26 protein-coding genes and 2 tRNA genes are annotated in these 23,578 nt (G+C 59.1%); 15 read left to right on the top strand and 13 right to left on the bottom strand.

The window, feature by feature from the left end; all coding sequences use genetic code 11:
* Positions 1-57: 57 nt before the first annotated feature.
* Together LKE65_RS05080 and LKE65_RS05075 are read left to right on the top strand one after the other, a co-directional pair.
* Positions 58-906, top strand: coding sequence for an MlaA family lipoprotein (locus LKE65_RS05080; protein WP_086646367.1), 849 nt, complete (start codon positions 58-60; stop codon positions 904-906).
* Positions 907-931: 25 nt separating this feature from the next.
* On the top strand, positions 932-1,555 hold the full coding sequence (locus LKE65_RS05075) for an MlaC/ttg2D family ABC transporter substrate-binding protein (protein WP_086646368.1): 624 nt from the start codon (positions 932-934) through the stop codon (positions 1,553-1,555).
* A 69-nt stretch (positions 1,556-1,624) separates the two neighbouring features.
* Here LKE65_RS05075 and LKE65_RS05070 read toward each other — a convergent pair whose 3' ends face one another.
* The 3 genes from LKE65_RS05070 to LKE65_RS05060 form a co-directional block, all read right to left on the bottom strand.
* Positions 1,625-2,122: a GNAT family N-acetyltransferase gene (locus tag LKE65_RS05070; protein WP_086646369.1), complete on the bottom strand. Its 498-nt coding sequence runs from the start codon at positions 2,120-2,122 to the stop codon at positions 1,625-1,627.
* 58 nt (positions 2,123-2,180) lie between these two features.
* Positions 2,181-3,860: an energy-dependent translational throttle protein EttA gene (gene ettA / locus LKE65_RS05065; RefSeq protein WP_086646370.1), complete on the bottom strand. Its 1,680-nt coding sequence runs from the start codon at positions 3,858-3,860 to the stop codon at positions 2,181-2,183.
* A gap of 76 nt (positions 3,861-3,936) precedes the next feature.
* Positions 3,937-4,010, bottom strand: a tRNA-Ile gene (locus LKE65_RS05060).
* 157 nt (positions 4,011-4,167) lie between these two features.
* On the opposite strand from LKE65_RS05060, the gene ppa reads away from it, so the two are divergent.
* The 3 genes from ppa (at position 4,168) to LKE65_RS05045 (ending at position 5,941) form a co-directional block, all read left to right on the top strand.
* The gene (gene ppa, locus LKE65_RS05055) at positions 4,168-4,695 is read left to right on the top strand and encodes an inorganic diphosphatase (protein ID WP_086646371.1); all 528 of its coding nucleotides are present in this window, start codon (positions 4,168-4,170) and stop codon (positions 4,693-4,695) included.
* Positions 4,696-4,887: 192 nt separating this feature from the next.
* Positions 4,888-5,706 carry a DODA-type extradiol aromatic ring-opening family dioxygenase gene (locus LKE65_RS05050; RefSeq protein ID WP_278740654.1) on the top strand — a complete coding sequence of 273 codons (819 nt, stop codon included), beginning with the start codon at positions 4,888-4,890 and terminating at the stop codon, positions 5,704-5,706.
* 158 nt (positions 5,707-5,864) lie between these two features.
* Positions 5,865-5,941: transfer RNA gene (locus tag LKE65_RS05045), tRNA-Asp, on the top strand.
* Positions 5,942-6,070: 129 nt separating this feature from the next.
* Here the strand turns inward: LKE65_RS05045 and LKE65_RS05040 are convergent.
* Both LKE65_RS05040 and LKE65_RS05035 read right to left on the bottom strand, forming a co-directional pair.
* Complete coding sequence (locus LKE65_RS05040; protein ID WP_086646372.1) at positions 6,071-6,598, bottom strand: carboxymuconolactone decarboxylase family protein; 528 nt, start codon at positions 6,596-6,598, stop codon at positions 6,071-6,073.
* Between the two features lie 200 nt (positions 6,599-6,798).
* A complete protein-coding gene (locus LKE65_RS05035; protein WP_086646412.1) occupies positions 6,799-7,341 on the bottom strand; it encodes a peroxiredoxin in 543 nt (180 codons plus the stop codon).
* Between the two features lie 166 nt (positions 7,342-7,507).
* On the opposite strand from LKE65_RS05035, the gene LKE65_RS05030 reads away from it, so the two are divergent.
* The 3 genes from LKE65_RS05030 (at position 7,508) to LKE65_RS05020 (ending at position 9,455) form a co-directional block, all read left to right on the top strand.
* Positions 7,508-8,437 carry a hydrogen peroxide-inducible genes activator gene (locus LKE65_RS05030; protein ID WP_086646373.1) on the top strand — a complete coding sequence of 310 codons (930 nt, stop codon included), beginning with the start codon at positions 7,508-7,510 and terminating at the stop codon, positions 8,435-8,437.
* A 154-nt stretch (positions 8,438-8,591) separates the two neighbouring features.
* Entirely contained in the window at positions 8,592-8,717 is a 126-nt protein-coding gene (gene ykgO / locus LKE65_RS05025) for a type B 50S ribosomal protein L36 (protein ID WP_003625637.1), read from the top strand.
* 3 nt (positions 8,718-8,720) lie between these two features.
* A complete protein-coding gene (locus LKE65_RS05020) occupies positions 8,721-9,455 on the top strand; it encodes a tetratricopeptide repeat protein (protein ID WP_278740653.1) in 735 nt (244 codons plus the stop codon).
* A 6-nt stretch (positions 9,456-9,461) separates the two neighbouring features.
* On the opposite strand, the gene LKE65_RS05015 is transcribed toward LKE65_RS05020, so the two are convergent.
* Entirely contained in the window at positions 9,462-10,361 is a 900-nt protein-coding gene (locus LKE65_RS05015; protein ID WP_278740652.1) for a prephenate dehydrogenase/arogenate dehydrogenase family protein, read from the bottom strand.
* Between the two features lie 3 nt (positions 10,362-10,364).
* Entirely contained in the window at positions 10,365-11,438 is a 1,074-nt protein-coding gene (locus LKE65_RS05010) for a lysylphosphatidylglycerol synthase domain-containing protein (protein ID WP_086646376.1), read from the bottom strand.
* A 216-nt stretch (positions 11,439-11,654) separates the two neighbouring features.
* On the opposite strand from LKE65_RS05010, the gene hpnA reads away from it, so the two are divergent.
* The 6 genes from hpnA (at position 11,655) to LKE65_RS04980 (ending at position 18,090) form a co-directional block, all read left to right on the top strand.
* A complete protein-coding gene (hpnA, locus tag LKE65_RS05005; protein ID WP_086646377.1) occupies positions 11,655-12,650 on the top strand; it encodes a hopanoid-associated sugar epimerase in 996 nt (331 codons plus the stop codon).
* A 14-nt stretch (positions 12,651-12,664) separates the two neighbouring features.
* Positions 12,665-13,879: a glycosyltransferase gene (locus LKE65_RS05000; RefSeq protein ID WP_253528109.1), complete on the top strand. Its 1,215-nt coding sequence runs from the start codon at positions 12,665-12,667 to the stop codon at positions 13,877-13,879.
* A gap of 108 nt (positions 13,880-13,987) precedes the next feature.
* Complete coding sequence (gene hpnC / locus LKE65_RS04995; protein ID WP_253528107.1) at positions 13,988-14,848, top strand: squalene synthase HpnC; 861 nt, start codon at positions 13,988-13,990, stop codon at positions 14,846-14,848.
* Between the two features lie 96 nt (positions 14,849-14,944).
* The gene (hpnD, locus tag LKE65_RS04990) at positions 14,945-15,823 is read left to right on the top strand and encodes a presqualene diphosphate synthase HpnD (protein WP_086646413.1); all 879 of its coding nucleotides are present in this window, start codon (positions 14,945-14,947) and stop codon (positions 15,821-15,823) included.
* 19 nt (positions 15,824-15,842) lie between these two features.
* The gene (gene hpnE / locus LKE65_RS04985; RefSeq protein WP_278740651.1) at positions 15,843-17,141 is read left to right on the top strand and encodes a hydroxysqualene dehydroxylase HpnE; all 1,299 of its coding nucleotides are present in this window, start codon (positions 15,843-15,845) and stop codon (positions 17,139-17,141) included.
* 223 nt (positions 17,142-17,364) lie between these two features.
* The gene (locus LKE65_RS04980) at positions 17,365-18,090 is read left to right on the top strand and encodes a phosphorylase family protein (protein ID WP_278740650.1); all 726 of its coding nucleotides are present in this window, start codon (positions 17,365-17,367) and stop codon (positions 18,088-18,090) included.
* A gap of 178 nt (positions 18,091-18,268) precedes the next feature.
* Here LKE65_RS04980 and LKE65_RS04975 read toward each other — a convergent pair whose 3' ends face one another.
* The 6 genes from LKE65_RS04975 to LKE65_RS04950 all read right to left on the bottom strand — a co-directional run bounded on the left by LKE65_RS04975 (position 18,269) and on the right by LKE65_RS04950 (position 22,358).
* Positions 18,269-19,783: an efflux transporter outer membrane subunit gene (locus LKE65_RS04975; RefSeq protein ID WP_179290169.1), complete on the bottom strand. Its 1,515-nt coding sequence runs from the start codon at positions 19,781-19,783 to the stop codon at positions 18,269-18,271.
* 22 nt (positions 19,784-19,805) lie between these two features.
* Positions 19,806-20,717, bottom strand: a complete 912-nt coding sequence (locus LKE65_RS04970; protein WP_086646383.1) for an efflux RND transporter periplasmic adaptor subunit — start codon at positions 20,715-20,717, stop codon at positions 19,806-19,808.
* Between the two features lie 26 nt (positions 20,718-20,743).
* Entirely contained in the window at positions 20,744-20,938 is a 195-nt protein-coding gene (locus tag LKE65_RS04965) for a DUF1656 domain-containing protein (protein ID WP_025827705.1), read from the bottom strand.
* Positions 20,939-20,960: 22 nt separating this feature from the next.
* Positions 20,961-21,455 (bottom strand): MarR family winged helix-turn-helix transcriptional regulator, encoded by a 495-nt coding sequence (locus tag LKE65_RS04960; RefSeq protein WP_086646384.1) that lies wholly within the window; start codon positions 21,453-21,455, stop codon positions 20,961-20,963.
* Between the two features lie 134 nt (positions 21,456-21,589).
* The gene (locus LKE65_RS04955; protein ID WP_086646385.1) at positions 21,590-22,015 is read right to left on the bottom strand and encodes a phage holin family protein; all 426 of its coding nucleotides are present in this window, start codon (positions 22,013-22,015) and stop codon (positions 21,590-21,592) included.
* 40 nt (positions 22,016-22,055) lie between these two features.
* Positions 22,056-22,358 (bottom strand): hypothetical protein, encoded by a 303-nt coding sequence (locus LKE65_RS04950; RefSeq protein ID WP_086646386.1) that lies wholly within the window; start codon positions 22,356-22,358, stop codon positions 22,056-22,058.
* A gap of 72 nt (positions 22,359-22,430) precedes the next feature.
* Here LKE65_RS04950 and LKE65_RS04945 point away from each other — a divergent pair, with 72 nt between their 5' ends.
* On the top strand, positions 22,431-23,552 hold the full coding sequence (locus LKE65_RS04945) for an ABC transporter ATP-binding protein (protein WP_278740649.1): 1,122 nt from the start codon (positions 22,431-22,433) through the stop codon (positions 23,550-23,552).
* Positions 23,553-23,578 lie beyond the last annotated feature (26 nt).

Genomic DNA, 23,578 nt, shown 5'->3' with positions numbered 1-23,578 from the left:
TAAACAGGTCTGCCCGGCAGGCCATGCGGACGTCACAAGGCAAAGGTAAAGGTGGCAATGATTTCAGGACGGAACGGCTCATGGCTCCGCCCTCGCGCACAGGATCAGCACGATCAGGCGCGGGAAGGTTCCTCGGTACATCGCCGTTTCCGTCTGGGAACACTCTGCCTTGGTCTGGTGCTGCTTGGCGCAACGGGGTGTAGCTCCATTAAAGCCCCCGTTCCCACGGACCCGGATGCCCTGGCCGAATACAAGGCCGCAAACGACCCGTATGAACCGTTGAACCGCAAAATGTTCAACCTGACCATGAAGTTCGATACATGGGCCCTGCGCCCGGTTGCCAAAGCCTACGTGTGGGCCGTACCCCGCCCCGTGCGTAACTCGCTTGGCAACATGATCACGACCATGAACGAGCCCTCCGTCTTTTTTAACGACGTCGGGGCCGGCAAGCCACGCCGTGCGGGGGATTCGTTCGTGCGCTGGTGCATTAACATGACCGTGGGTGTTGGCGGGCTGATTGACGTTGCAAAAATGGCGGGCTTCCCCCACCATGACAACGATGCAGGCCTGACCATGGCCAACTGGGGTATTTCCTCCGGGCCTTATCTGTTCCTGCCCATGGGGCCGTCCTCCTTCCGTGACGGGATTGGTTACGGCATTGATCAGGGCCTTTCCCCGTGGGATTACGTGCCACGCGGTTATGGGCTTGTCAGTTTCAACTGGGCCTATAACATGATGGGTGTTGTGCATGGCCGCTCCGAGCATCTGGAAGATCTGGATGCTCTCCAGCGCGATGCTCTGGACCCATATGCCACCATTCGCAGCGCTTACCAGCAGCAGCGGAAGGCACAGGCCGAGGCCATCAAGAATGACCGCCGCGCCACCGTGCCAGACTGGTATCAATAACTAACAACAAGAAGGTAGCGCAAACATGAAACTCCTTTCTGGTCGCCGTATTGTTCTTGCCACTCTGGCCCTGACATGCGCCAGCGGACTGTTTGCCCTGCCTGCCCGCGCAGCGGATAACGCCAAGCAGTTCATTCAGAGCTTTGGCACGCAGCTTGTTGCCATTGTTAACAGCCCTGTTCCCCTGTCTGAAAAAAAGACCAAGGTCCTTCCGCTGGTTCAGAAGAATGTGGATATTGATGGTATTGGCCGCTACTGCCTTGGCCGTTACTGGAAAATTGCCACCCCTGAGCAGCGGCAGCATTATCTGGCCCTTTTCCATGAAGTGCTGGTCAATGCCATTACCGACAAGCTGGGCGAGTACCGTGGTGTCAGCTTTACCATTGGTGATGTCAGCAAGTCCGGTAATGAAGATTCCGTCAACGCCATTCTGATGCGTCCGCAGCAGCCCCCGGCTTCCATGCAGTGGGTTGTCGGTTACGACAACGGGCAGCCGCAGGTTGTAGACGTTATTGGTGAAGGAGCCAGCCTGCGCCTGACCCAGCGCAATGACTACTCCTCCTTTATTGCCCGGAATGGTGGGAGTGTCGCGACACTGCTTTCCGCCCTGCAGAAGCAGCTGGACCGCCATAACCAGTCCACCAACTAAACCGCTAAAGCCCGATCTGGCGGGGAAACCGCCGGTCTGGCAGAAAGGCACCCATGAGGGTGCCTTTTTTTATGCCCGCTTGCTTTCATACACCATCATGGTCTGCCCATTTCTGGTGAAAGTCTCGCAGACATGCATCCCGATACTGCCCAGGATGGTGCGCGATGCCACATTGCTTTCCGATGCAACGGCAATAACCCGGTGCAAACCGGCATCATGCGCGAAGTTAAGGGCCGCGTTGGCAGCCTCACGCGCAATGCCGCGCCCCCTTGCGCTGGCAAACAGGGCAAAGCGTAACCCGAACCCGCGACCATCTGGCCGGTCGTGGATACCGGTCATGCCGACAAACTGGTTATTTTCATGAATGGTAAAAATACCAACACGGTGACAGGCCCAAAAAGCAATGTCATCCGCCATCTCACGCTCGGCCTGCTGGCGGGTGCAAACACCCCCTAGCATCTGACCAAAAGCGCCGCCATCGGCCTTCAGGCGCGCCATATCTTCCATATCCCGCCATGTCACGGGCTGAAGAAGCAGGCGAGGTGTACGGACTGAGCGTAAATCCACCGCTCAGCCCCCGTAACAGAGGAAGGCTCCGCAGGGGAGCCTTCGCACAGGCATGCCGTTAACGGGCAAGCGGTTTGTAATGGATGCGGCCTGGCTCGGTCGCATCCGGGCCAAGGCGGCGGCGCTTGTCTTCTTCATAAGCCTGAAAGTTACCTTCAAACCACTCAACGTGGGAATCACCTTCAAACGCCAGAATATGGGTAGCCAGACGGTCAAGGAACCAGCGGTCATGGGAGATAACCACGGCGCAACCGGCAAACTCGGCCAGTGCATCTTCAAGCGCACGCAGGGTATCCACGTCCAGATCGTTGGTCGGTTCGTCAAGCAGGATCACGTTGCTTTCCTGCCGGAGCATCTTGGCCAGATGCACGCGGTTGCGCTCACCACCCGAAAGGACACCAACTTTTTTCTGCTGGTCGGACCCTTTGAAGTTAAAAGCCCCCACATAGGCGCGCGACGGTACGGCCCGCTTGCCCAGATAGATGACATCCGTCCCGCCTGAAATTTCTTCCCACACGGTTTTATCGGGGGACAGATCATCGCGCGACTGGTCAACGTAGCCGAGCTTTACGGTTTCCCCGATTTTCAGCTCGCCTGAATCCGGCTTGTCCTGCCCGATAATCATTTTGAACAAGGTGGACTTACCAGCACCGTTTGGCCCGATAACCCCCACAATACCGCCCGGTGGCAGTTTGAAGTTGAGGTTATCAATCAACAGCCGGTCACCAAACCCTTTGGTCAGGTTGTCGGCCTCGATAACCGTGCCGCCCAGACGGGGGCCGGGAGGAATGACAATATCGGCCACACCACCCACTTTTTCCGCACTGGCGGCCAGCATTTCCTCATACTTGGCAATACGGGCCTTGCTTTTGCTCTGGCGGGCCTTGGGGCTGGCGTTAATCCACTCCTGCTCGGCGGCAAGGGCACGCTGGCGGGAGCTTTCTTCCTTTTCTTCCTGCGACAGGCGCTTGCGCTTCTGTTCCAGCCAGGAGGAGTAATTGCCTTCAAACGGAATACCGCGACCACGCTCGATTTCCAAAATCCAGTTGGTCACGTTATCTAGGAAGTAACGGTCATGGGTGATGACCATAACCGTGCCGGCGTAATCCCGCAGGGTTGTTTCCAGCCATGCAACGCTTTCTGCGTCCAAGTGGTTGGTTGGTTCGTCAAGCAGCAGCAGGTCGGGTTTTTCCAGCAGCAGGCGGCACAGGGCCACGCGGCGGCATTCCCCCCCGGAGAGTTTTTCTACCGAGCTGTCAGCAGGCGGGCAGCGCAGGGCGTCCAGCGCGATTTCCAGCTTGCGGTCCAGCTCCCAGCCGTCGCCTGCATCAATTTTTTCCTGCAGTTCTGCCTGTTCGGCCAGCAGGGCATTCATTTCGTCGTCTTCCATGGGCTCGGCAAAACGGGCAGAAATCTCGTTAAAACGATCAACTGCCTTTTTCAGGTCGCCAAAGCCCAGAGCAACGTTTTCGCCCACGGTCAGTTTGGGGTCGAGCTGGGGTTCCTGTTCCAGATAGCCGACGCGCACGCCTTCAGCCGCCCAGGCCTCGCCGCCGTATTCCTTATCAATCCCCGCCATGATCTTGAGCAGGGTGGACTTACCAGCGCCGTTAACACCCAGAATACCAATTTTGGCACCCGGCATGAAGGACAGGGTGATGCCCTTGAACACTTCGCGCCCACCGGGATAGGATTTTGTGAGATCCTTCATCACATAGACGTATTGATAGGATGCCATGATGATGAACTCCCGTTATGCGGAATAAACTGAAAAAATGAAGCGGCTACAGGTTGCGCTGCCGGCTGGGACAGCCTGCGCCCGGCAGGACTTGAACCCGCAACCAAGCCGTTATGAGCGGCCCGCTCTAACCAATTGAGCTACGGGCGCGCAGGCGAGTATCTGATTACGCAACCAGAGCCATTTGGCAAGGGTCTGGGGCAGGAAAATCCATATATCGCCCGTTTAAAATCCGGCTCTTGGCAAGCCGCAGGTGGGCGGATAGGGTCTGCTGCATTCCCTTTGTTTATCGGTTGGAGCAGTGTTCATGGACGTTTCCAAACTTTCTCCCGGCAAGGACGTGCCGTTCGACATTAACGTTGTTATTGAAATCCCGCAGGGTTCCTCTGTCAAATACGAAATTGACAAGGAAAGCGGCGCTCTGTTCGTGGATCGCTTCCTGTTCACGCCCATGGCCTACCCCACGGCTTACGGCTTTATCCCCAACACGCTCGCAGCCGATGGTGACCCCACGGATGCTCTGGTCCTGACCCCCACAAACGTGGTGCCGGGCAGCGTGATCCGGGCCCGCCCCATTGGCGTGCTGAAGATGGAAGACGAATCCGGGCAGGACGAAAAAATCATCTGCGTCCCGCACGACAAGGTGCACCCCGAGTTCTCCAAGGTTGAAACCACGGACGACCTGCCCGAAATCACGATCAAGGCCATTGAGCACTTTTTCACCCGCTACAAGGACCTTGAAAAAGGCAAGTGGGTTAAAGTGACTGGCTGGGGCACGAAGGAAGAAGCCGGGAACTTTATTCTCAAGGCTCTGGAAGCTGCAAAAGCCAAATAAGGCGCGCTTTCTCCTGACCTGCAACAGGCATGGCCGCTACAGTGCGCCGTGTCTGTTGCAGCGCACCTGCACACCCGGCATCACACCCTGAGTGTGAAATATATTCCGTATCGCGCGGATTATCAGCCCACCAGTTTTGCGCCATGCTCTGGACAACACCTCCGACCCTTTCATTCTGTCATGGTGATGTTCATGCCCACCCCTGCTGCCGCAAAGCACCCCAAACAGCCAACCCTGTTCATCCCCCATGGGGGTGGTCCATGCTTTTTTATGGACTGGCCACAGACATGGGACCACATGGCCGCCTTTTTGCGTGGGCTAAGCGCCACGCTCCCACAAAAACCAGATGCCATTGTGGTGGTTTCCGGCCATTGGGAGGAGCAGGTTCCCACGCTCATGTCCGGTGCAAAACCGGGCCTGATCTACGATTATTACGGCTTTCCCGCCCACACCTACACGCTGCAGTACCCCGCCCCCGGCAGCCCCGCACTGGCAGCCCACATGCGGACCCTGCTGGAGCAGGCAGGCTTTGCCAGTGCCGAAAATGCCGAACGGGGGTTTGACCACGGTGTGTTCATCCCGTTCATGCTGGCTTTTCCCCAGGCCGATATTCCCGTTGTGGAGTTCTCGTTACAAAAGGCGCTGGACCCGGCCGAGCATCTGGCCATTGGCGCAGCACTGGCCCCCCTGCGGGCAGACAACGTGCTGATCATGGGCACGGGTCTGAGCTACCATAACCTGCCCCACTTCATGAGCGGTTCCCCCACAACCGACGAGCCTGCAAAGGCATTTGATGCGTGGCTGACCCGTAGCGTCTGTGCGCCGCCGCCAGAGCGCACCGCGCAGTTGACCCACTGGGCACAGGCCCCCGGTGCACGCCTGTGCCACCCCCGCGAGGAGCATCTGCTCCCGCTGATGGTGGCCGCCGGTGCCGCCGGGCAGGATTACGGCCAACAGATTTACAGCGATACAGTGCTGGGCAAGGCGCTCTCGGGCTACCGTTTTGGTTGAAGCGGCTCTTGTGCGGCCAATTTTATACGACCGTACAAGACCGCCTGCGCAAAAATGCACTTCTTTGCATTTTTTTATGAAATGCCTGTTGCCAAAGAAAAAAACATCGTTATAAAGCCCCACATACCGACGCACACAACTGGTGAGCGTTGGAAAATGCGGGTGTAGCTCAGTTGGTTAGAGCGCCGGCCTGTCACGCCGGAGGTCGCGGGTTCGAGCCCCGTCACTCGCGCCACTTTCCTTTACAAGTCAATCGTATCAGAAAGTGGCGCCGAGCGCCCTTGCGCGCTCCCCACAAACTCCCCCTCTAACCGGCCGCCAGAACGACCGGTTTTTTATACACTGCCCTTACGCTGGGTAATGCTTACTGCTGCAAGGCATCCGCACCCTGCAGTGTTACGGCTACCGCATGCACTGTTGCAGCAATCCGTGCCGCAGTCTGCACCGCAGCAGCGCCAAGCGCATCACGCACGATTTTTTCGTGGCTGGTCACACACAGGTCGCACCCGTTGATGATGGAAACGGCCAGACACCACAGCTCAAAATCCGCTTTATCCACGCCGGGGTTGCCAATCACGCTCATGCGCAGCTGTGCTGGCATTTTGGCGTATTCACCACCCGCCATATGCACAAAGCGGTAGTAGATATTGTTCATACCCATAATGGCGTTGGCAGACTGCGCAGCAGCCAATGCCTGCTCGGACAGCGTATCGCGGAACTGGGCCACAATTGCACGCGTCACATCATCATTGCGCGCAGCGAGGGCGGAGGCGATGAACGTGCCGCCAAGCTGCTGCGGGGTCAGGGTAATATCGCTTGCCAGAGACCCCAGATTCAGGCGCAGGTCCTTGGCGTAATCGGGAATACGGTCTTTGAGTGCATCTATAGACATGGCTTTTTCCGTTATGATTTATTTTGGAAAAATCTGTGCCAGACCAATACATGGAACCTGAAGCACAAGGCACAGCCAGAAACTGGCTGGGAGCGGGCTAAACAGCCCTGAAAGATAGAGTGGTGGTTGCGGCAGAATACGCAGGTATGCCACCGCAACCACCCCCGGCCCGCAAACGCGAACCGGGCAGTGCGTCAGACTCAGACTTTGATAAAGTCTTCGCCCTTTTTCCAGTTGCACGGGCACAGCTCATCGCTCTGCAGGCCGTCAAGGATACGCAGGATTTCCTGCGGGTTACGACCAACAGACAGGTCGTTGACGGACACATGACGGATCACACCGTGCGGGTCGACAATGAAGGTGGCACGCAGGGCAACGCCAGCGTCCTTTGCCATCACGCCCGTGCCTTCGGTCAGCTCGCGCTTGATGTCGGCCAGCATCGGGATCGGCAGATCCTTCAGGTCAGCGTGGTGCAGGCGCCAGTTGAGGTGCACGAACTCGCTGTCGATGGACACGCCATACACAACCGCATCACGGTCTGCGAAGTCCTTGGACATCTTGCCAAAAGCCACGATTTCGGTCGGGCAGACAAAGGTGAAGTCCTTCGGCCAGAAGAACACCACTTTCCACTTACCGGCATCGGATTTGTCGGAAATCTGAACGAATTCGCCCTTCAGGCCTTCCGGCCCACCCGGAACGGAGGTCAGATCAAAGCTGGGAAACTTATCGCCAACGGTCAGCATATGTTTGCTCCTTGTTTCTGGCACAGTGCCTGACCATGCTTTAGGCCGGGTCAGGCGGTGCAGGTATGTATGGCCCGCCTTTTTCATTTAATCCAATGAATATTTTATATAAGAACAATTGAAAGTATCGATTAACCATTCTCGGGTTTTCAGGTAGGACTTGGCCATGCTTCCACTCCCCTCCGCACAGCAGCTCCGCTACCTGATCGCCCTTTCCGAACTGCGCCACTTTGGCCGGGCCGCGGCGGCCTGTGCCGTAACCCAGTCCACCCTGTCTGCCGGGATTATGACACTGGAGCGCCAGCTGGATACCCCGTTGCTGGACCGCACCGTGGGCAAAAAAGTGGTTTTTACCCCTCTGGGGCACGAGATCGCACTCAAAGCCCGGCAGGCACTGGCCGCGCTGGAGGCCGTACCCCAACTGGCCGCCGCAGCCCGTACTCCTTTGACTGGCCCATTACGACTCGGGGTTATTCCCACCATTGGCCCGTTCCTTATCCCCCGCACGGTGCATATCCTGCGCGAGCACTTCCCCCGCCTGCTTTTGTCCCTGACAGAAGACACCACAGAACACCTGCTGGAAAAGCTCTCCCTTGGGCAACTGGACATGCTGGTGCTGGCCATGCCCTGCCTGTGTGATGGCACGGAAACCCACCCCCTGTGGCAGGACCCCTTTTATGTGATCATGCCCTCCAACCACCCTTTTGCGGCACTGGAGAGCGTGCCCGTGGAGCGGTTGTCCGAATACAACATGGTTATGATGGAAGACGGGCATTGCCTGCGTGAGCAGACACTGGCCATCTGCCGCCAGAGCCCCAGCCGCAGTGGCGCGGAAGGGGAGAGCGAACCCACCTTTACCGCCATGTCGCTCCACAGCATGGCGGAAATGGTGGAACTGGGTTTGGGAATCGCCATCATGCCAGCACTAGCCATTAACGGGGGTATTCTTAAAAACCGTAAAATTGCTGCCCGCCCCCTTGCAGATGGCGCCGCATGGCGCACCATTGGTCTGGCCTGGCGGCCCCGTTCCCCCCGTGCTGCCGATTTTTCCACTCTGGCCAGCACGCTGCTCACACTCGCACTGGACCCGGCTTAAGCACCCAATCTGCCCGCCCCCTTGCGATAAAACGCACTATAGGCGGCAAAATCCGCAAGAAAAATGCGCAGAATATTGACTCAGGCGCACGGGGCCGGTATGTGCCGAGCCAACTTATTTATGCATTGAGCGGCATCGACGGAGAATACGGGCCATGAAAATCAGAAATAGCCTGAAGTCAGCCAAGGTGCGCGACAAAGACTGCCGTGTGGTTCGTCGTCGTGGCCGGGTTTACGTCATCAACAAAAAGAACCCCCGCATGAAGGCCCGTCAGGGCTAATTCATGGTTGGTCTGGCCCTTACGGGCAAGCTTATCATGATGATCATGCATAAAGCCCGTTCCCTCGGTCCCCGAAGGAACGGGTTTTTGTTTTTAGGCCTGTCCACAGCCCTCAGCTTTACGGCTGTTCCTGCTGCCTGGGCGGATACAGCGCCCAAAACCCAGCCTGCCCCCTTGGCAGCGCCTGCTCCAGCAACTGGCACTGGCACTGGCACTGGCACTGGCACTGGCACTGGCACTGGCACTGGCACTGGCACTGCAAAACAGATTGCCCTGTTGGTCAAGCAGCTTGCCCAAGCCCCAACGCCCGAAGAGGCCCATACCCTGCAAGAAAGGCTTGAGGCCTTACGGGCAGCACACCTTTCCCCCACCACGCAACTTCTGGTCCGCCGTGCGGAAAAAGACCTGATATCCGAAAAACCGGATGATGCCGTGGACGATATGGGGGATGCACTAGCACTTCAGCCCGATCAGGCCATTCTGTGGCGCACCCGTGCCCAGATGCGCCTTGTTGCTGGCAACCTGAAGGGCGCTGTAGCGGATTTGGGGGAGGCCCTGATGCGTGATGCAGAGGACGCCCAGAGCTGGAGCCTGCTGGCCAGTGTGGAAGAACACCTGAACGATGGTCAGGCCGCACTTAAAGCATGGCAAAAGGCCACTGCCCTCAACCCCATGCTGGACAGGAGCCACAAACGCTCCGATTCCCTGCACATCAAGGCGTTTGGCCAGCCAACCTGAGCAGGCTCAGGCCTGCCGGTTTTCAATCAGGCTTTTGCGGATCTCGCGGCCACGCTCGATCTTGTTCACAATATAATCCGCATCTCCCCAGCGGATCGCGCGGGCCATGGCCTGAGCATCTTCCATAAAGCGCCCCAGCATTTCCAGCAGGGCCTCACGGTTAGCCAGAAAAATATCGCGCCACATAATGGGATCGGATGCCGCAATCCGGGTAAAATCCCTGAAACCCGAAGCCGCTAAGTCCAGCACTTCCGAGCGGGTTTCTTCCGCCAGATCATCAGCCGTGCCGCAGATGGTAAAGGCCAGCAGATGCGGCAGGTGGCTCACAATGGCGCACACACGGTCATGGTGAGCGGGGGTCATTTCCCGCAGGCGGGCACCACAGCGGGTCCATAATTCGCGGATCTGCTGCAGGGCTTCTGGCGTTGTGGCTTCCAGCGGGGTTAGCAGACACCAGCGATTTTCAAACAGGCCCGCCAGCCCCGCATCCGGGCCGGAGAACTCCGTACCAGCCATGGGGTGTGCAGGCACATAGGGCACATCAGCCCGCAGGCTGGGTAGAATGGCCTCGATGACCGACACCTTGGTGGACCCCACATCGGTCAGCACTGCGCCCGGCTTCATGGCGGGAATAACCTGCGCGGCAACGGGCCCCATAGCCCCGACCGGCACGCACAACATAACACAATCCGCCTGTGCGGCAGCAGCGACTACGTCTGTTGTTGCCTCATCCGCCAGCCCCAGTTCCATGACCCGCGCGCAGACATCCGCACTGTTGTCCACCGCGATCAGTCTGCGGGCCAGATGACCATGCACTTTGGCACGCCGCAGCACGGACGAACCGATAAGCCCCGGTCCAACCACAACAAGCGTGTCAAACACGACCTGAAGATGCTCTTCCGCCACGGCTCAGCTATCCTTGATTGTGTTGGAAGGGGCAGAATACCCAATATTTTCGCCCTGTGCCGGAGCTGCAGGCTGCTGGGGTGCATTCTGGCGCAGGCCGCGCATTTCCATAAACTGCCACAACAGCAGAACGGGAATACCAATGGTAATTTCCCGCCCACGGCGGAGCAGGGAAATACCAAGGGACAGGGACGGGTCTATGCCAAACGCATGGCCGAGCGCCATATAGGCCCCTTCCTGCACGCCCAGACTACCGGGGACCAAAAACCCGACAGACATAATGGCACAGGTTACGCCTTCCACCGCCACAGCGCCGGGGAACGTCAGCTGCGCACCCAAAAAGCGCGCTGTCAGCCACAGCATGCCAGCACCACCCAGCCAGCCGAGCAAATGGTAGCTGGCAGAACGGCAGATATGCCACGGGCGGCTCCAGGCGGCTTCCATACGTTCCTGCAGGTTATCCGCACCCGCCAGAATGCTATCCCGCCACTGGGAGGCCAGACTGCGGGTAAACATCCCCCCGAACTTGCGGAACAGGTTGCCGCCATGCGTCTGGGTCCAGATAAAACCTGCGGTTCCCGCGATCAGGAACAGGGTCCCCCCGACCACCGGCACCACAAACGGGCTGGAACGCTGGTGCGCAACAAGGCAGGCCACGGCCAGCAGCACAAATGCCACCTGCCCCATGACCTCGGTTGTAATATCCACAAGGTTGGCGCAGGCGGCTTCGGGCAGTTCTACTTCCCGGTCGGTGGCGCGGTGTACGCCATGGCCCGAGCAGGTCGCGCGAATACCAATAACAATGCCCCCAACCTGCGAAAACGGCAGGCAGGTTGCAGCCGCATCACGCACCATGCGGGCCAGCAGCAGGCGCATGTACCCAATTTCAGGAAAAGCAGCATGCCAGGCCATGCCCAGCAGGCCATCCACGGCCAGCTGGCAGCATACCATAAGCAGAAAGCCGCCAAGACCAATACGCATAACAGCACGTAAAACAGAATCGAAACCGCTCCACGCCATTGCTGCCGTAACGACCACGAGTCCAAGAAAAGTGAGAAAAACCGTAAGCTTCTTCAAGGCCTCAGCTCTGTCCGCCTGTTACGCTCGCGGCTCCGTCACGCCCATGGGCACGCCCGAAGCCCAACCGGGCGCATGTGTGAATGTTCCGCCCCCTTACACTACCACGGGGTCTGGCGCCACCTCGGGTGTCAGGATAAAGAAACAGACCAACCGTTCGGGCTTGATGCCCAACACCTGTTTTTCTTTCAGCCCTCTACCGGGAGCGCATCCTTCATGACTGCTCATACGCTCGTAACCGGCGCAACTGGTTTTGTCGGTTCCGCCGTGGCTCGCACACTGCTGGAACGCGGCCATTCCCTGCGCCTTATGGTGCGAGAAGGAAGCGACCGTAGCAACATTGCCGACATTCCGGCCGAGCTGGTGGAAGGCGACCTGTCACAGCCGGACACATTTGCGCGTGCAGTCAAAGGTTGCCGGTATGTTTTTCATGTCGCGGCCGACTACCGCCTGTGGGTACCCGACCCCGCCCCCATGATGACCGCCAACGTGGAAGGCACCCGCCTGCTTATGCTGGCAGCCCAGCAGGCAGGGGTTGAACGCATTGTGTACTGTTCCTCCGTGGCGGCCCTTGGCCTGATTGGCGATGGCACCATTGCGGACGAGAACACACCGGTAGAAGAACATGCCGTTATTGGTATTTACAAACGTTCCAAATACCGTGCCGAGCAGGAAGTGCTGCGGCTTGTGCGCGAGCAGAATCTGCCAGCGGTTATTGTGAACCCCTCCACCCCCGTTGGCCCGCGCGACATCAAACCCACCCCCACAGGCCAGATGATTCTGGACTGCGCGGCAGGCCGCATGCCCGCTTACGTGGATACGGGCGTTAACATCGTGCATGTGGATGACGTGGCAGAAGGCCATGCGCTGGCCCTTGAACGGGGCAGAATTGGCGAAAAATACATTCTGGGTGGCGAGAACTATCTGCTGCGCGACCTGTTTGCCATGGTGTCTGAAATCGCGCATGTGCCCCCGCCCAAGATCAGCCTGCCGCAAGAGGTTATCTGGCCGGTGGCTATTGTATCCGAATGGCTGTCCCGCGCTTTTGGCTTCTCGCCCCGTGTCACGCGGGAGATGCTCGCCATGTCCCGCAAGAAAATGTTCTTCTCCTCCGCAAAAGCCATGAGCGAGCTGGGTTATGCCCCGCGCCCCGCCCGCATGGCGGTGGAAGACGCCATTACATGGTTCCGCAATAACGGCATGCTGAAATAAGGGGGCGGTCCATCATGATTCTGGCTCTGGCTATTCTATGCGCCATAATCTGGATGGGTCTTATTTTCTGCCACGGGCACTTCTGGCAGGCTGGCCCCATACTCCAGCCCGCCAGCATGGCAGACGCACCGGCGGATATTGCCCCCGATGTTACCGTGGTCGTACCCGCCCGTGATGAGGCGGAGTCTATCGAGGCGGCACTTGGCTCCCTTCTGCAACAGGACTACCCCGGCGCGCTCTCGGTCATTTTAGTCAACGACCGCAGCACTGATGGTACAGGGGCTTTGGCCAGAGCCCTGCCCGATACCCACAACCGGCTGAGTGTGCTGGACGGTGCAAACCCCGAGGCAGGCTGGAGCGGCAAATTATGGGCCGTAGCACAGGGTGTACACGAGGCAGAGCGACAGACCCCACATGGCAGTGGCTACCTGTTCCTGACCGATGCCGACATTATTCACGACCCCGCCCATATTTCCACCCTTGTTGCCAAGGCACAGGCCGACCGGCTGCACATGGTTTCCGAAATGGTGGAGCTTCAGTGCATCACACTGGCCGAACGGGCGCTGGTACCTGCTTTTGTCTTCTTTTTTGCGCTGCTTTACCCCTTTGCCAAGGTCAACAACCCAAAGGATAAAACCGCTGGGGCGGCGGGGGGCAGCATCCTGCTCCGGCGCGACATGCTCCGCCAGATCGGGGGGATTGAAGCCTTAAAAGGAGCCCTGATTGATGACTGCACACTGGCCACATGCGTCAAGCAGGCCGGGGGGCGGCTCTACCTTGGCCATTCCTGCCTTGCCCGTTCCATCCGCCCTTACCCATCCGCTGCCGATATCTGGCGTATGATCACGCGCACGGCCTACGTGCAGCTTAATTTTTCTCCCCTGCTGCTGGTGCTAACCGTTGTGGCCATGCTTGTGGTCTGGATGGCACCTCTTGCACTGGCCCTGTGCGCCCACGGCGCTGCGCAATGGATTGGTGCCGGGGTGTGGCTTGCCTCCACCCTGTCCTTTTTGCCTACGCTCAGGCGTTTTCGGCTTTCACCCCTCTGGGCGCTAGGCTTGCCCCTGATTGCCGCCTTTTATACCGCAGCAACCCTTGGCTCCGCCCTTAACCACCACCGCGGGCGCGGTGTGGTGTGGAAGAACCGGGCCTATACCGAGGCCATTCCCAACAATGGGCGGGCCAGCACCCCGGACGCAGAGCAGAAAATACAGATCCCCGGACGGTAGGTTTTTTTGCCGTTACCTGCCCTCCGGCATTAAGGGATAGGCATGGCAGGCGGGCTCATGTAAACACCAAGCTGCCCTTGGGGTCCCTTTTTTTGAACACGGCACGGCATGACTGACGATACACGCATCTGGGGAAAAGCTGACGTTTCATCCGGCAAGGGTGCGTCTGACGAGAACTTTCCCGTAGGCTCCCTCCTTCTCAGCCGCAAACTGCGCCCGCATGTGCATGCCTATTACGATTATGCCCGTGTTATTGACGACATAGCAGACTGTGAAACCCTCTCCCCCGAAGACAAGGTCACCCGGCTGAATGCCATGGAGGAGGTACTCCTTGGCCAGCGCAGCGCCATTAACCGGGCCGATGCGCTCAGTGCCGCACGGCTGCGGGCTTCGCTCATACAGACCAACGTGCCGTTCGAAACCGCAACAGACCTGCTGATCGCCTTCCGTGATGATTCACGCGGCCATGAATACCGCACATGGGATGACCTGCTGCATTACTGCAAATATTCCGCCAACCCGGTCGGGCGCTACCTGATCTGCCTGCATGGGGAAGACCCGGCAGCCTTTGGCCCATCGGATGCACTGTGCACTTCCTTGCAGATTCTGAACCACCTGCAGGACTGCGCCAAGGATCTGGAGCGGCTCCAGCGCTGCTACATGCCCACAGAGCTGATGCAACGTGCCGGCACCTCCGCTCAGGATCTGCTTGCAGGCCAGACCAGCCCTGCCATGCGCAGGGTGTTCAACACCCTGCTAGACGGGGTGGATGCCCTTAACCGGCAGGCCAGCGCCCTGCCAGCCCATATCAAAGGCCGGCGTTTCCGTATGGAATGTGCGGCCATTGTAGAACTCGCCCACCGCCTGACACAGCGCCTGCGCCGCGAAGACCCGCTGGCCGGGCGGGTGGCCCTGCGCCGGACGGACGCCATGCATGCAGCCATTGCGGCCCTGCGGGCATGGGCATGACCTTCCCGAACGGTGAAAGTTCTGTAAAAAGAAACCCGTTCTCTTCAATCTTGACGAAAAACAGGTGAAAAGCGCGTGACAGCCGTAAACATCCAGATGCACGACAAACCGACCCCGCTCGGATGCGATCCGGCTGATCTTGCCTGGGTGGAAAGCACCGTCAAACAGGCAGGCACCTCCTTTGCCGCTGGCATGCGCATCCTTCCGCCCATGCGGCGTTACGGCATGTACGCCATTTACGCCTTCTGCCGCGTAGTGGACGATATTGCAGATGGCACGGCCCCGCTGGCCGAACGCACCAAAGGTCTGGAAGACTGGCACCAGCGCATTGCCGAGCTTTTTGCGGAACGGGCTGTCCTCCCGACCGAACCGCTGGACCGGGTTCTGCTGGCGACCATCAACTTTTTCTCTCTCCAGCAGGCTGATTTTGATGCCGTGATTGATGGCATGCTGATGGACACGCAGACCGCCATTGTTGCCCCGGACGAAAAAACGCTGGACCTGTATTGCGACCGCGTAGCCTCCGCCGTGGGCCGCCTGTCTGTCCGCATTTTTGGCGACAGCTCCAAAAATGGTGACCTCGTGGCTTTCCATCTGGGTCGGGCCTTGCAGATCACCAACATCCTGCGTGACATTCCCGAAGATGCAATCCGTGGGCGGCTGTACCTGCCGGCTGACCTGCTGGAACGCTTTGACGTGCCCAAAGACCCGATCAAGGCTCTGTCCGCTCCGGGGCTGGAACTGGTCGCCCGCGTTATGGCTGCCCGTGCGCAGGACCACTTCCGCACTGCCTTTGCCACCATGAAAATCTGCCAGCCCCGCTCCATGCTCCCCGCCCGCATTATGGGTGCAAGCTACGAGTCCATTCTCAAGGCGCTGTGCAAGCGTGGCTGGGGTGCAGACGTGCTGCGCGCACGTCCCCATACCTCCCTTCTTGGCAAAGCCCGGTGGTTTGCCCTTTCCTACACGTCCTGAGATAACGGCAAAACGCGGCATGTCTGGTATTTTGCATATTATTGGCGGTGGCATGGCTGGCCTTGCCGCTGCGGTAGAAGTCGCGGGCACCGGCACGCGTGTGATCGTGCATGAAGCCGGGCGGACATGCGGCGGGCGCGCCCGCTCCTACCATGACCGGCATCTGGACTGCCGCATAGATAATGGCAACCACCTGCTCCTGTCCGCCAATAGCACGGTATTCCGCTACCTTGGCATAACGGGAGCACTGGATACGCTCAGCGGACCGGGCAAGCCGATTTTCCCGTTTGTTGATCTGGCCGAGGATGCACGCTGGACGCTGGATTTGTCCCGCGGGCGTCTGCCCCTATGGGTTTTCCAGCCTCACCGCCGCGTGCCGGACATGCGCCTGCCCGAGTTGCAGAGCCTTTACCGCCTGATCCGCGCAGGCGACCAGACAACAGTGGCCGACTGCCTGCTGCCCGGTGCCTTTACCCGCAGACTGCTTGAACCTTTTTCCATTTCCGCCCTGAACACCCTGAGCGATACAGGCAGCGCGGCACTGCTTGGCGCTGTGGTGCGGGAATCGCTCTCGCTCGGGGGGCATGCCTGCGTGCCGTGGTTTGCGCGTGACGGTCTTTCCGAGTCTCTCGTGGACCCGGCCGTTGCTTACCTGGCCTCCATGAACGCCGAGATCCGCACACAAACCCGCATTACGGGGCTGGACGTTGCCAAAGGCCGCGTAACCACGCTCCATACTGCGCAGGGCAGCATTGCCCTGTCCGAGCATGATAAGGTGATTGTCGCCACCACGGCACCGGTTGCCGAAGGGCTGCTGAGCCAGCACATGGCCGGGCTGACAACCCCCAATGCGTTTGAGAGCATTCTGAACCTGCATTTCCGTCTGGCAGAGGCCCCACGCCCTGTTGGTTCTTTTGCCCAATGCGGATTTATGGGGGTTATTGGCGGCGTGACCGAATGGGTGTTCCTGCGCGGGAATATCCTGTCTGTGACCGTTAGTGCGGCCAACCGCTACGCCAAGCATGACCACGAGGAACTGGCCCGTGCCATCTGGTCCGAGCTACGCAGCGCGTGTGATGCGGTATTGGAGCAGCCCCTCCCCTCCGCACCGGATGCCCAGCGTATTGTATGGGAAAAGCGCGCAACCTTTGCCGCCACCCCGGAGCAGAACCGCCGCCGCCCCGGCTCGGCCACTCCTCTGGTTAATCTGGCACTGGCAGGGGACTGGACCAACACTGGCCTGCCTGCAACGCTGGAAGGGGCCATGCGCTCGGGCCTGCGCGCCGTACACGCACTGGGCCTGAAAACACCATCCTGAAACTACGGCTGTTGTTCTGCCCCCGCTGCGCGTTATCCGGGTTGCGGGGAGTGTGTTGCCCCTAGCCATAAGTTCTGCGGTTCAGCAAAGATCCGGGGCCAGAATATTGCAGGCAACCATACCGGCCATCTGTGGGGGTTCAGAACCCTGCGTGCTGGCCGGAGCCATTTTGCCAGCTTAATCCGATTGTTTTTCGTCTCCACCAAGGCCTGGGTTCTGATCCATGACACAGTCAACCACCACGCACCGCGCCCCAACACGCCCTGGCATTCTGGTCGGGCTTAAAGCGGAAGCACAGTTGATCCGGGGTGTATTCCCCCACGCAGCCATTGCCGCAAGTGGTGCCACCAGTGCTGGCGCACAGCATGAGGCCAACCGGCTTGCCGCATGTGGGGCAGACTGCCTGTTATCCTTCGGGCTTGCAGCAGGGCTGGACCCGACTCTGCCACCCGGGACCATTGTTATTCCCAGTGCCGTGCAGGCATGGGGCAATGTCTGGCCGAGTGAGCCAACCTTGCGCCATATTCTGGGCGGGGAACAAGCCGGGGTTATCAGCGGGCCTCTCCTCCACAGTGATCAGGTCGTATTGCAGGCCCAGCACAAAGCCGACCTGTTTGCTGCTACGCACTGTGCCGCACTGGATATGGAAAGTGGCTTTTTAGCCCGTGCAGCCCATGAAGCAGGTTTGCCCTTTGCCGTGCTACGGGTTGTGTGCGACCCGGCAACACGCTCCCTCCCCCCCATTACGGCCTGTGTTCTGTCCCCCGATGGTGGCTTGCAAATCGGCCTGCTGCTGCGCTCCCTGCTCCGCCACCCTTCCCAGATTGGTGGATTGATCTCTCTGGGGCGGGATGCCGGGCTGGCACGCAAAGCCATGCTGCGTTTTCTGCACGAGCAGGCCACCCGTCCCGCATTCCAGCAGCTTACCGCCCGCACCACGCAAGGTTAACGCAACCACAGGCAAAGGCACATCCGGGCCCGCAACTCTACGCAGCACTCTGCCCTTGCATGCAAGATACAAGAGGGGGGGAACAAGCATCACGCCCCGGTGCTTAGCCCCGACCCACAACAAAAAACCGCCCGGCATATAACCGGGCGGTTTTTTAAAGCATACGAACCAGAGTGTCTTACTGCGAGAAGGCTCTTGCCAGAATATTCTGCGTTTCAAGCGACACAGGCAGGGTAGAGTTGGTAAGGGCCACACCCTTCCACCCCGCACCAAGGGCTGTGTAAAGGTTCACCGCATCGCGCAGGCGTTCAAGGCGGGCCAGAGCTTCCATGTTCTGCGCGTTCAGTGTGGTGCGTTCGGTTGTCAGCACTTCCAGAAAGCCAACCAGCCCCGCGCCATACAGTTTACGCGCACGGTCACTGGCTGTTGCGCTATCTTCCGCCGCTTTGTGCAGTTGCTCGGCATATTCAATATCATCATGCCAGGCCGCCATGGAGTCTTCGACCTCCTTGAAGGCCGTCAGCACTGTCTGCCGGTATGTCAGGCGTGCTGCCTCAGCCGAAGCCTGCGTTGCACGGACTTCAGACGTCATTTTACCACCGTGCATCAGCGGCAGGCTGGCCATCAGCAGGAACTGCCAGCTCATGGCATTGACCTGAAACGCCTGATACATGGCAGAGGCATTGGGGTTGAAGGTCAGCGGCACCACAAAATGCGGATACAGATTGGCAACGGCAACGCCAATCTGGGCCGTGGCGACGGCGTAACGCCGCTCCGCCATACGCACATCCGGGCGGTTGGCAATGACAACAGAAGGCAGAACCGCCGGGAACTCCGGCACAACAGGCAGCGGACGCTGCTGCTTCAGTTCGTCTTCCAGCTCACCCGGCATTTTACCCAGCAACACCGCAATCGCATGCGTGACCTGAGAAACACGGGTTTTAAGCGGTTCGCGCGCTGCGATCTGGGCATCCAGTTCCGCCTGCGCCTGCGCGATCTGCAAGGTGTTCCCCACACCTTCCAGATACAGCTTGTTGGTCAGGTCCACGGCGTCCTTGGCAACGCGGATATTGTCCGTGGCGATCTGGATCTGCAACTGCGTTACGCGCAGCAGCATGTAATCCGACGCCAGCTCGGACAAAAGCCCCATGAGCACCGCACGGCGGGCTTCAATTGTGGCTTCAACTGCGTGTTCACGGGCCTGCACATCACGCCGGATACGCCCGAACATGTCCAGCTCCCACGATGCCGTGGCACCGTAGGTCAGCATGGAAGCTTCTGGCCGGTTGGCCGGGTTACCCGGACGCAACGGCCAGTTATCGATGTTCAGAGAGTAGCGGACATCCCCGCCCCCCATGTTGGCATCCATCTGCGGGTACCATTGCGCGGCGGAACGGTCACGCATGGCGCGTTCGGCCAGAATACGCTGCCCCGCAATCTGGAGGTCGTAGTTCCCCTTTATGGCGTCCTGCACAAGGCGGGAAAGGAGGGGGTCCTTGAACAGGGCCCACCACTCGACCATTTCCTTGTTTGTGCGCTCAATCTCTTCAGGGGTAGCAACATGTTCCTCCGCTGCCTCCTTGAACTGGGCAGGCAACTTCATACGGTCAGGCTGATAATTGGGCCCAACGGTACAGGCGGAGAGAAACATGCTTGTTGCGGCACATAACCCAAAGCGACGGCGAGCCTTCATGCGCTTCATCCTTGGCCCACGCTCAGAGATGATCTTGCAGCCAGGTGGTCAATGTACCCCTGCGCCCGGTTGGCTCTGGCCCCACGCTAACCGTAGCTGTCATACCTGCTGCGAGGGTGACGCTATCGGGCACATGGTCAAGATGGATACGCACCGGAATACGCTGGGCCAGACGGACCCATGTAAAGATCGGATTCACATCCTGTAGGCCCAGCTTGTCCGGCGTGCCGTTGGTATCGTTAATACCACGCGCAATGCTGACAACATGCCCGGTAAGGATTGGCTTGTACCCCATGAGCTTGACGCGGGCGACATCACCCACATGCACGCCCCACATCTTGGTTTCTTCAAAATACCCGTAAACCCAGTAGGAGTCGGCATCAATCACGGCCATACGTGCCTGACTGGCGGCTGCGTAATCGCCCACCCGCAGGTTCAAGTTGGTCACATAACCATTGACGGGAGAATACAGAACCGAGCGCTGCAGGTTCAGCTTGGCCACGTCCAGTGCGGCGCGGGCTGCGTCCACTGCGGCAATCTGGGTTGCCACGTTGGAGTTGAACACTTCCTGCTCTTCGGCCGACACAATACCACCCAAGCCCATACGACGCTTGGCGTCATTGCGTTTGAGCTTCAGGTCTTCCAATGCGCCATCCAGCCGGGCCTGTGCCTCGCGGATAGCCAGACGGAAGCGGACCGGATCGAGCACAAAGAGCGGGTCGCCCTTATGGACAAACTGGTTATCCACCACCGGAATCTGCACCACGGTGCCAGAAACTTCGGGGGCCACATCGACCACGTAAACACGCACGCGCCCGTCGCGGGTCCAAGGGGCGATCATGTAGACGTTCCAGAGAGTGATCCCCAGAACAATCGCAAGAGAGACGACCGCCAGGGTCAGAACAACTCGTATCAGGGTGCGCAGAAGGGGCATTGCAGAGACTCAAAAGCCTTTTCAGGTCAGACGTAGAGGATCAGCAGACAGAGAATGCAGACGTAAAGCGAAACTTCAAACAGCGCGATATGCCAGAACCAGCCCAAAAGGCCACTCCACCACAACGCAAACCGGATACACATGGTCAGCGGGAGTGCTGCCAGCGCATACACAACAATCGGTGCCATAAAGACACCAAAGAGATTAAATTCCGTCAGCATGACACCGCCCTGGACACCAGCATTACCGTGCGTCCCTTTTTTCAGCATCGGAACTCTCTTTATGGGCCTGAGCAGCCTGCTCTACCCGGTCGAGAACACCGCAGCACTGTTCCAGCTCCGGGTCGGACACACCAGCCATAAGCCGGGCCGTAACCTGATCTGCCACGCTGCTGACCAGAGCGGCCACCTGCCGCCCCTCCGACGTGATGCTGACAAGCTTGGAACGCCGGTCTTCCTCATCCGTCTCACGCACGACGTAGCCGCGTTTTTCCAGCACATCCAGAAGCCGCACCAGTGAAGGGGCCTCGAGTGACAGGGAACGGGCCAGATCGGTCTGGCGCATGGATGAGGATGAAAAGTTGAGATAGTAAATGGGACGCCACGTGGCATCGGTCAGGCCGAATACCCGCAGATCGGCATCTATTTCCCGCCGCCACATGGACGCAAGTCGAGCCAGCCGGTAACCGAAGGACCGGCGGGTCTCGTTGTCCACAACAGGATTATGCTCAAGTTCCATTCACTGCTCACACTAGCGAGTATGCAAAAAGTTTGCACACTCACAAAAGACTGACGCCATCATTTACAGAAACAATCCAGCGCGCCAATGCAAATTTGGAATGGAACCTATGGCTTAACCTAGACTGGACAGATTCAGTCCTTTTTACCGCGCACAATATCCCACACCTTGCGGGTGCCACCGCGGCCAACAGCGGTTGCAACGGTGGCCGTAACCGCAGCCATGGTTACGGAGTCGCGCATCTGGGTCATGCAGCGGTCACGCATGATCCGGGCTTCCACTTCATCCGTGGTCAGGTAGGAGCGGCGGCCAAACAGAACGCACACAAGGGCCGCCAGCACATCCAGCCCGAACACGGTAAAGGATGCGCCAACCGGCCCGAAGTGGCCAACAAACACAAGAAGAATCCAGAGCAGACCATGCCCCGTGATCAGGGCAAAAAGGCCAAACACCGCAGCCATGATCAAAAACGCGGCCTGACGACCGTAACGGATGGCCATCTGCTGCATCAGGGAGGACTGGGCAGATAGGGCGGATTTACCAAGATCAAAGATGCGCATGGGCTCTGGAGCTACCTTCGTTCAGATGACGCGCAAAGCGTCAGCGAGACATGCGCCCGATGATAAACCCCACCACGCCGGAAATGGCAATGGACAACCAGGACGAACGACCGCTTGTACGCTTTGCAAGATCGTTGCGCGTATGATCCGCCAGTTCGCGGGCATTGGCAACTGCCTGTTCTGTCAGATCACCTGCCTTGCCGCCTGCACGGCCCAGTGCGGGAACAATATGTTGTGTAACCAGACGCTCAATATGGGCTTTAACGGCCTCCAGTTCTTCACGCGCGGTGTCGGCTGCGGCTTCGCCAGCCAACTTAACGTCTTTGATTTTATCTGATGACATGAAACAAACCTCGTTGACTTTACCGTTTTAAATTACAACACCATTGTAACCCACAAAAAAGGACATAGTTGCATGCCGCCAGCGCATGGCTCACTCCCGGCTTTGGCGCTTACGGATTTTACTGTCCTGCCCGAAGCTCCCCCACTTGCCTTACGCCTGAGTTCCGGCTGCTGCATGGCCCTGCTGGGAATCGGCCCCACCACGCACGACCTGAACGCGCTGACCGAAGCCCTGGCAGGGCGCAGCCGGGCATCGGGGCAGATATGCGTATACGGGGTGGATGTCAGCCACAAACCGCAGGGGCGGCGCGGCATTGCCACAGTGGGGGTACATGCGCCCCTGTTCGACCACCTGAGCGTAACCGACAACATTCTGTTCCCCCTCCGCGCCACGGGCCTGCTCTCCCCCGCTGAGACCAACCGCAGGCGTGATGAGGTTCTGGCCCTGACAGGGCTGGATGCCGTGCGCACGTTCTTACCCCCTGCACTCTCCACCGAGCAGGTGTTTCGCGCAGCACTGGCTCGCGCCCTGATTACCTCCCCCGACCTGCTTGTGCTCAACCAGCCTTTAAAGGGTATGCCCCCACAGGCTGCAAAACGCTCGCTGGCGTTTTTGGAACGACTCCGCCAGGCCATTGGCCTGACCTCCCTGTTCCTCACCTCGGACCGGACCGAGGCCTTCATGACCGCCAACACCATTGGCGTGCTTGATCAGGGGCATTTGCTACAGGTGGCGGATGCCCCCACCCTGCTCAACCGCCCTGCCACGCCTGCCGTGGCGCTGGCATTGGGGGACGCCAATATCCTGACCGGCAAGGTCCTGCGCCTTGACGATGATACCGCCGAACTCCGGCTGCCATCGGGCGAAACAGTCGAGGCAATGGCCGATGGGGATCTGGCGGAGCATGATCTGGCGAGCATCTGTATTCTGCCCGACCGGCTTTCCGTTCTCTTTCCTCGGCAGGTGGAGGCTGATAGTGCTGCCGAAGCAGGCGACCTGCCATGCACCCTTGTATCCGCCCATCATCTTGGTCACACCATTACCATGCGCATGCGCCTGCGGGATGGAACGGAAATAACTGTTAACCGCCCCCCCGTGCATACACAGCGCGAGCTCAGCGCCGGCCGCCCCGCCCTGCTAGCCTGGCAAACACGGAACGCAACAGCCTTTCCGATGGATAAAAAAACCAGCTAGATTTAGGCTGGCAAAACTGGCCAACA

The organism is Acetobacter fabarum (genome assembly GCF_022483405.1).
Classification (GTDB): domain Bacteria; phylum Pseudomonadota; class Alphaproteobacteria; order Acetobacterales; family Acetobacteraceae; genus Acetobacter; species Acetobacter fabarum.
This window is presented reverse-complemented; position numbering and strand designations above follow the sequence as displayed.

Coding starts and splice junctions, on each gene's coding strand:
- ykgO (WP_003625637.1), top strand. CDS start 8,592: ATGAAAATCAGAAATAGCCTGAAGTCAGCCAAGGTGCGCGACAAAGAC.
- LKE65_RS04955 (WP_086646385.1), bottom strand. CDS start 22,015: ATGCGCATCTTTGATCTTGGTAAATCCGCCCTATCTGCCCAGTCCTCC.
- ettA (WP_086646370.1), bottom strand. CDS start 3,860: ATGGCATCCTATCAATACGTCTATGTGATGAAGGATCTCACAAAATCC.
- LKE65_RS04975 (WP_179290169.1), bottom strand. CDS start 19,783: ATGAAGGCTCGCCGTCGCTTTGGGTTATGTGCCGCAACAAGCATGTTT.
- LKE65_RS05040 (WP_086646372.1), bottom strand. CDS start 6,598: ATGTCTATAGATGCACTCAAAGACCGTATTCCCGATTACGCCAAGGAC.
- LKE65_RS04965 (WP_025827705.1), bottom strand. CDS start 20,938: ATGCTGACGGAATTTAATCTCTTTGGTGTCTTTATGGCACCGATTGTT.
- LKE65_RS04980 (WP_278740650.1), top strand. CDS start 17,365: ATGACACAGTCAACCACCACGCACCGCGCCCCAACACGCCCTGGCATT.
- LKE65_RS05080 (WP_086646367.1), top strand. CDS start 58: ATGATTTCAGGACGGAACGGCTCATGGCTCCGCCCTCGCGCACAGGAT.
- hpnE (WP_278740651.1), top strand. CDS start 15,843: ATGTCTGGTATTTTGCATATTATTGGCGGTGGCATGGCTGGCCTTGCC.
- hpnA (WP_086646377.1), top strand. CDS start 11,655: ATGACTGCTCATACGCTCGTAACCGGCGCAACTGGTTTTGTCGGTTCC.
- LKE65_RS05030 (WP_086646373.1), top strand. CDS start 7,508: ATGCTTCCACTCCCCTCCGCACAGCAGCTCCGCTACCTGATCGCCCTT.
- LKE65_RS04970 (WP_086646383.1), bottom strand. CDS start 20,717: ATGCCCCTTCTGCGCACCCTGATACGAGTTGTTCTGACCCTGGCGGTC.
- hpnC (WP_253528107.1), top strand. CDS start 13,988: ATGACTGACGATACACGCATCTGGGGAAAAGCTGACGTTTCATCCGGC.
- hpnD (WP_086646413.1), top strand. CDS start 14,945: ATGCACGACAAACCGACCCCGCTCGGATGCGATCCGGCTGATCTTGCC.
- ppa (WP_086646371.1), top strand. CDS start 4,168: ATGGACGTTTCCAAACTTTCTCCCGGCAAGGACGTGCCGTTCGACATT.
- LKE65_RS05075 (WP_086646368.1), top strand. CDS start 932: ATGAAACTCCTTTCTGGTCGCCGTATTGTTCTTGCCACTCTGGCCCTG.
- LKE65_RS04960 (WP_086646384.1), bottom strand. CDS start 21,455: ATGGAACTTGAGCATAATCCTGTTGTGGACAACGAGACCCGCCGGTCC.
- LKE65_RS05000 (WP_253528109.1), top strand. CDS start 12,665: ATGATTCTGGCTCTGGCTATTCTATGCGCCATAATCTGGATGGGTCTT.
- LKE65_RS04945 (WP_278740649.1), top strand. CDS start 22,431: ATGCCGCCAGCGCATGGCTCACTCCCGGCTTTGGCGCTTACGGATTTT.
- LKE65_RS05035 (WP_086646412.1), bottom strand. CDS start 7,341: ATGCTGACCGTTGGCGATAAGTTTCCCAGCTTTGATCTGACCTCCGTT.
- LKE65_RS05020 (WP_278740653.1), top strand. CDS start 8,721: ATGGTTGGTCTGGCCCTTACGGGCAAGCTTATCATGATGATCATGCAT.
- LKE65_RS05050 (WP_278740654.1), top strand. CDS start 4,888: ATGCCCACCCCTGCTGCCGCAAAGCACCCCAAACAGCCAACCCTGTTC.
- LKE65_RS04950 (WP_086646386.1), bottom strand. CDS start 22,358: ATGTCATCAGATAAAATCAAAGACGTTAAGTTGGCTGGCGAAGCCGCA.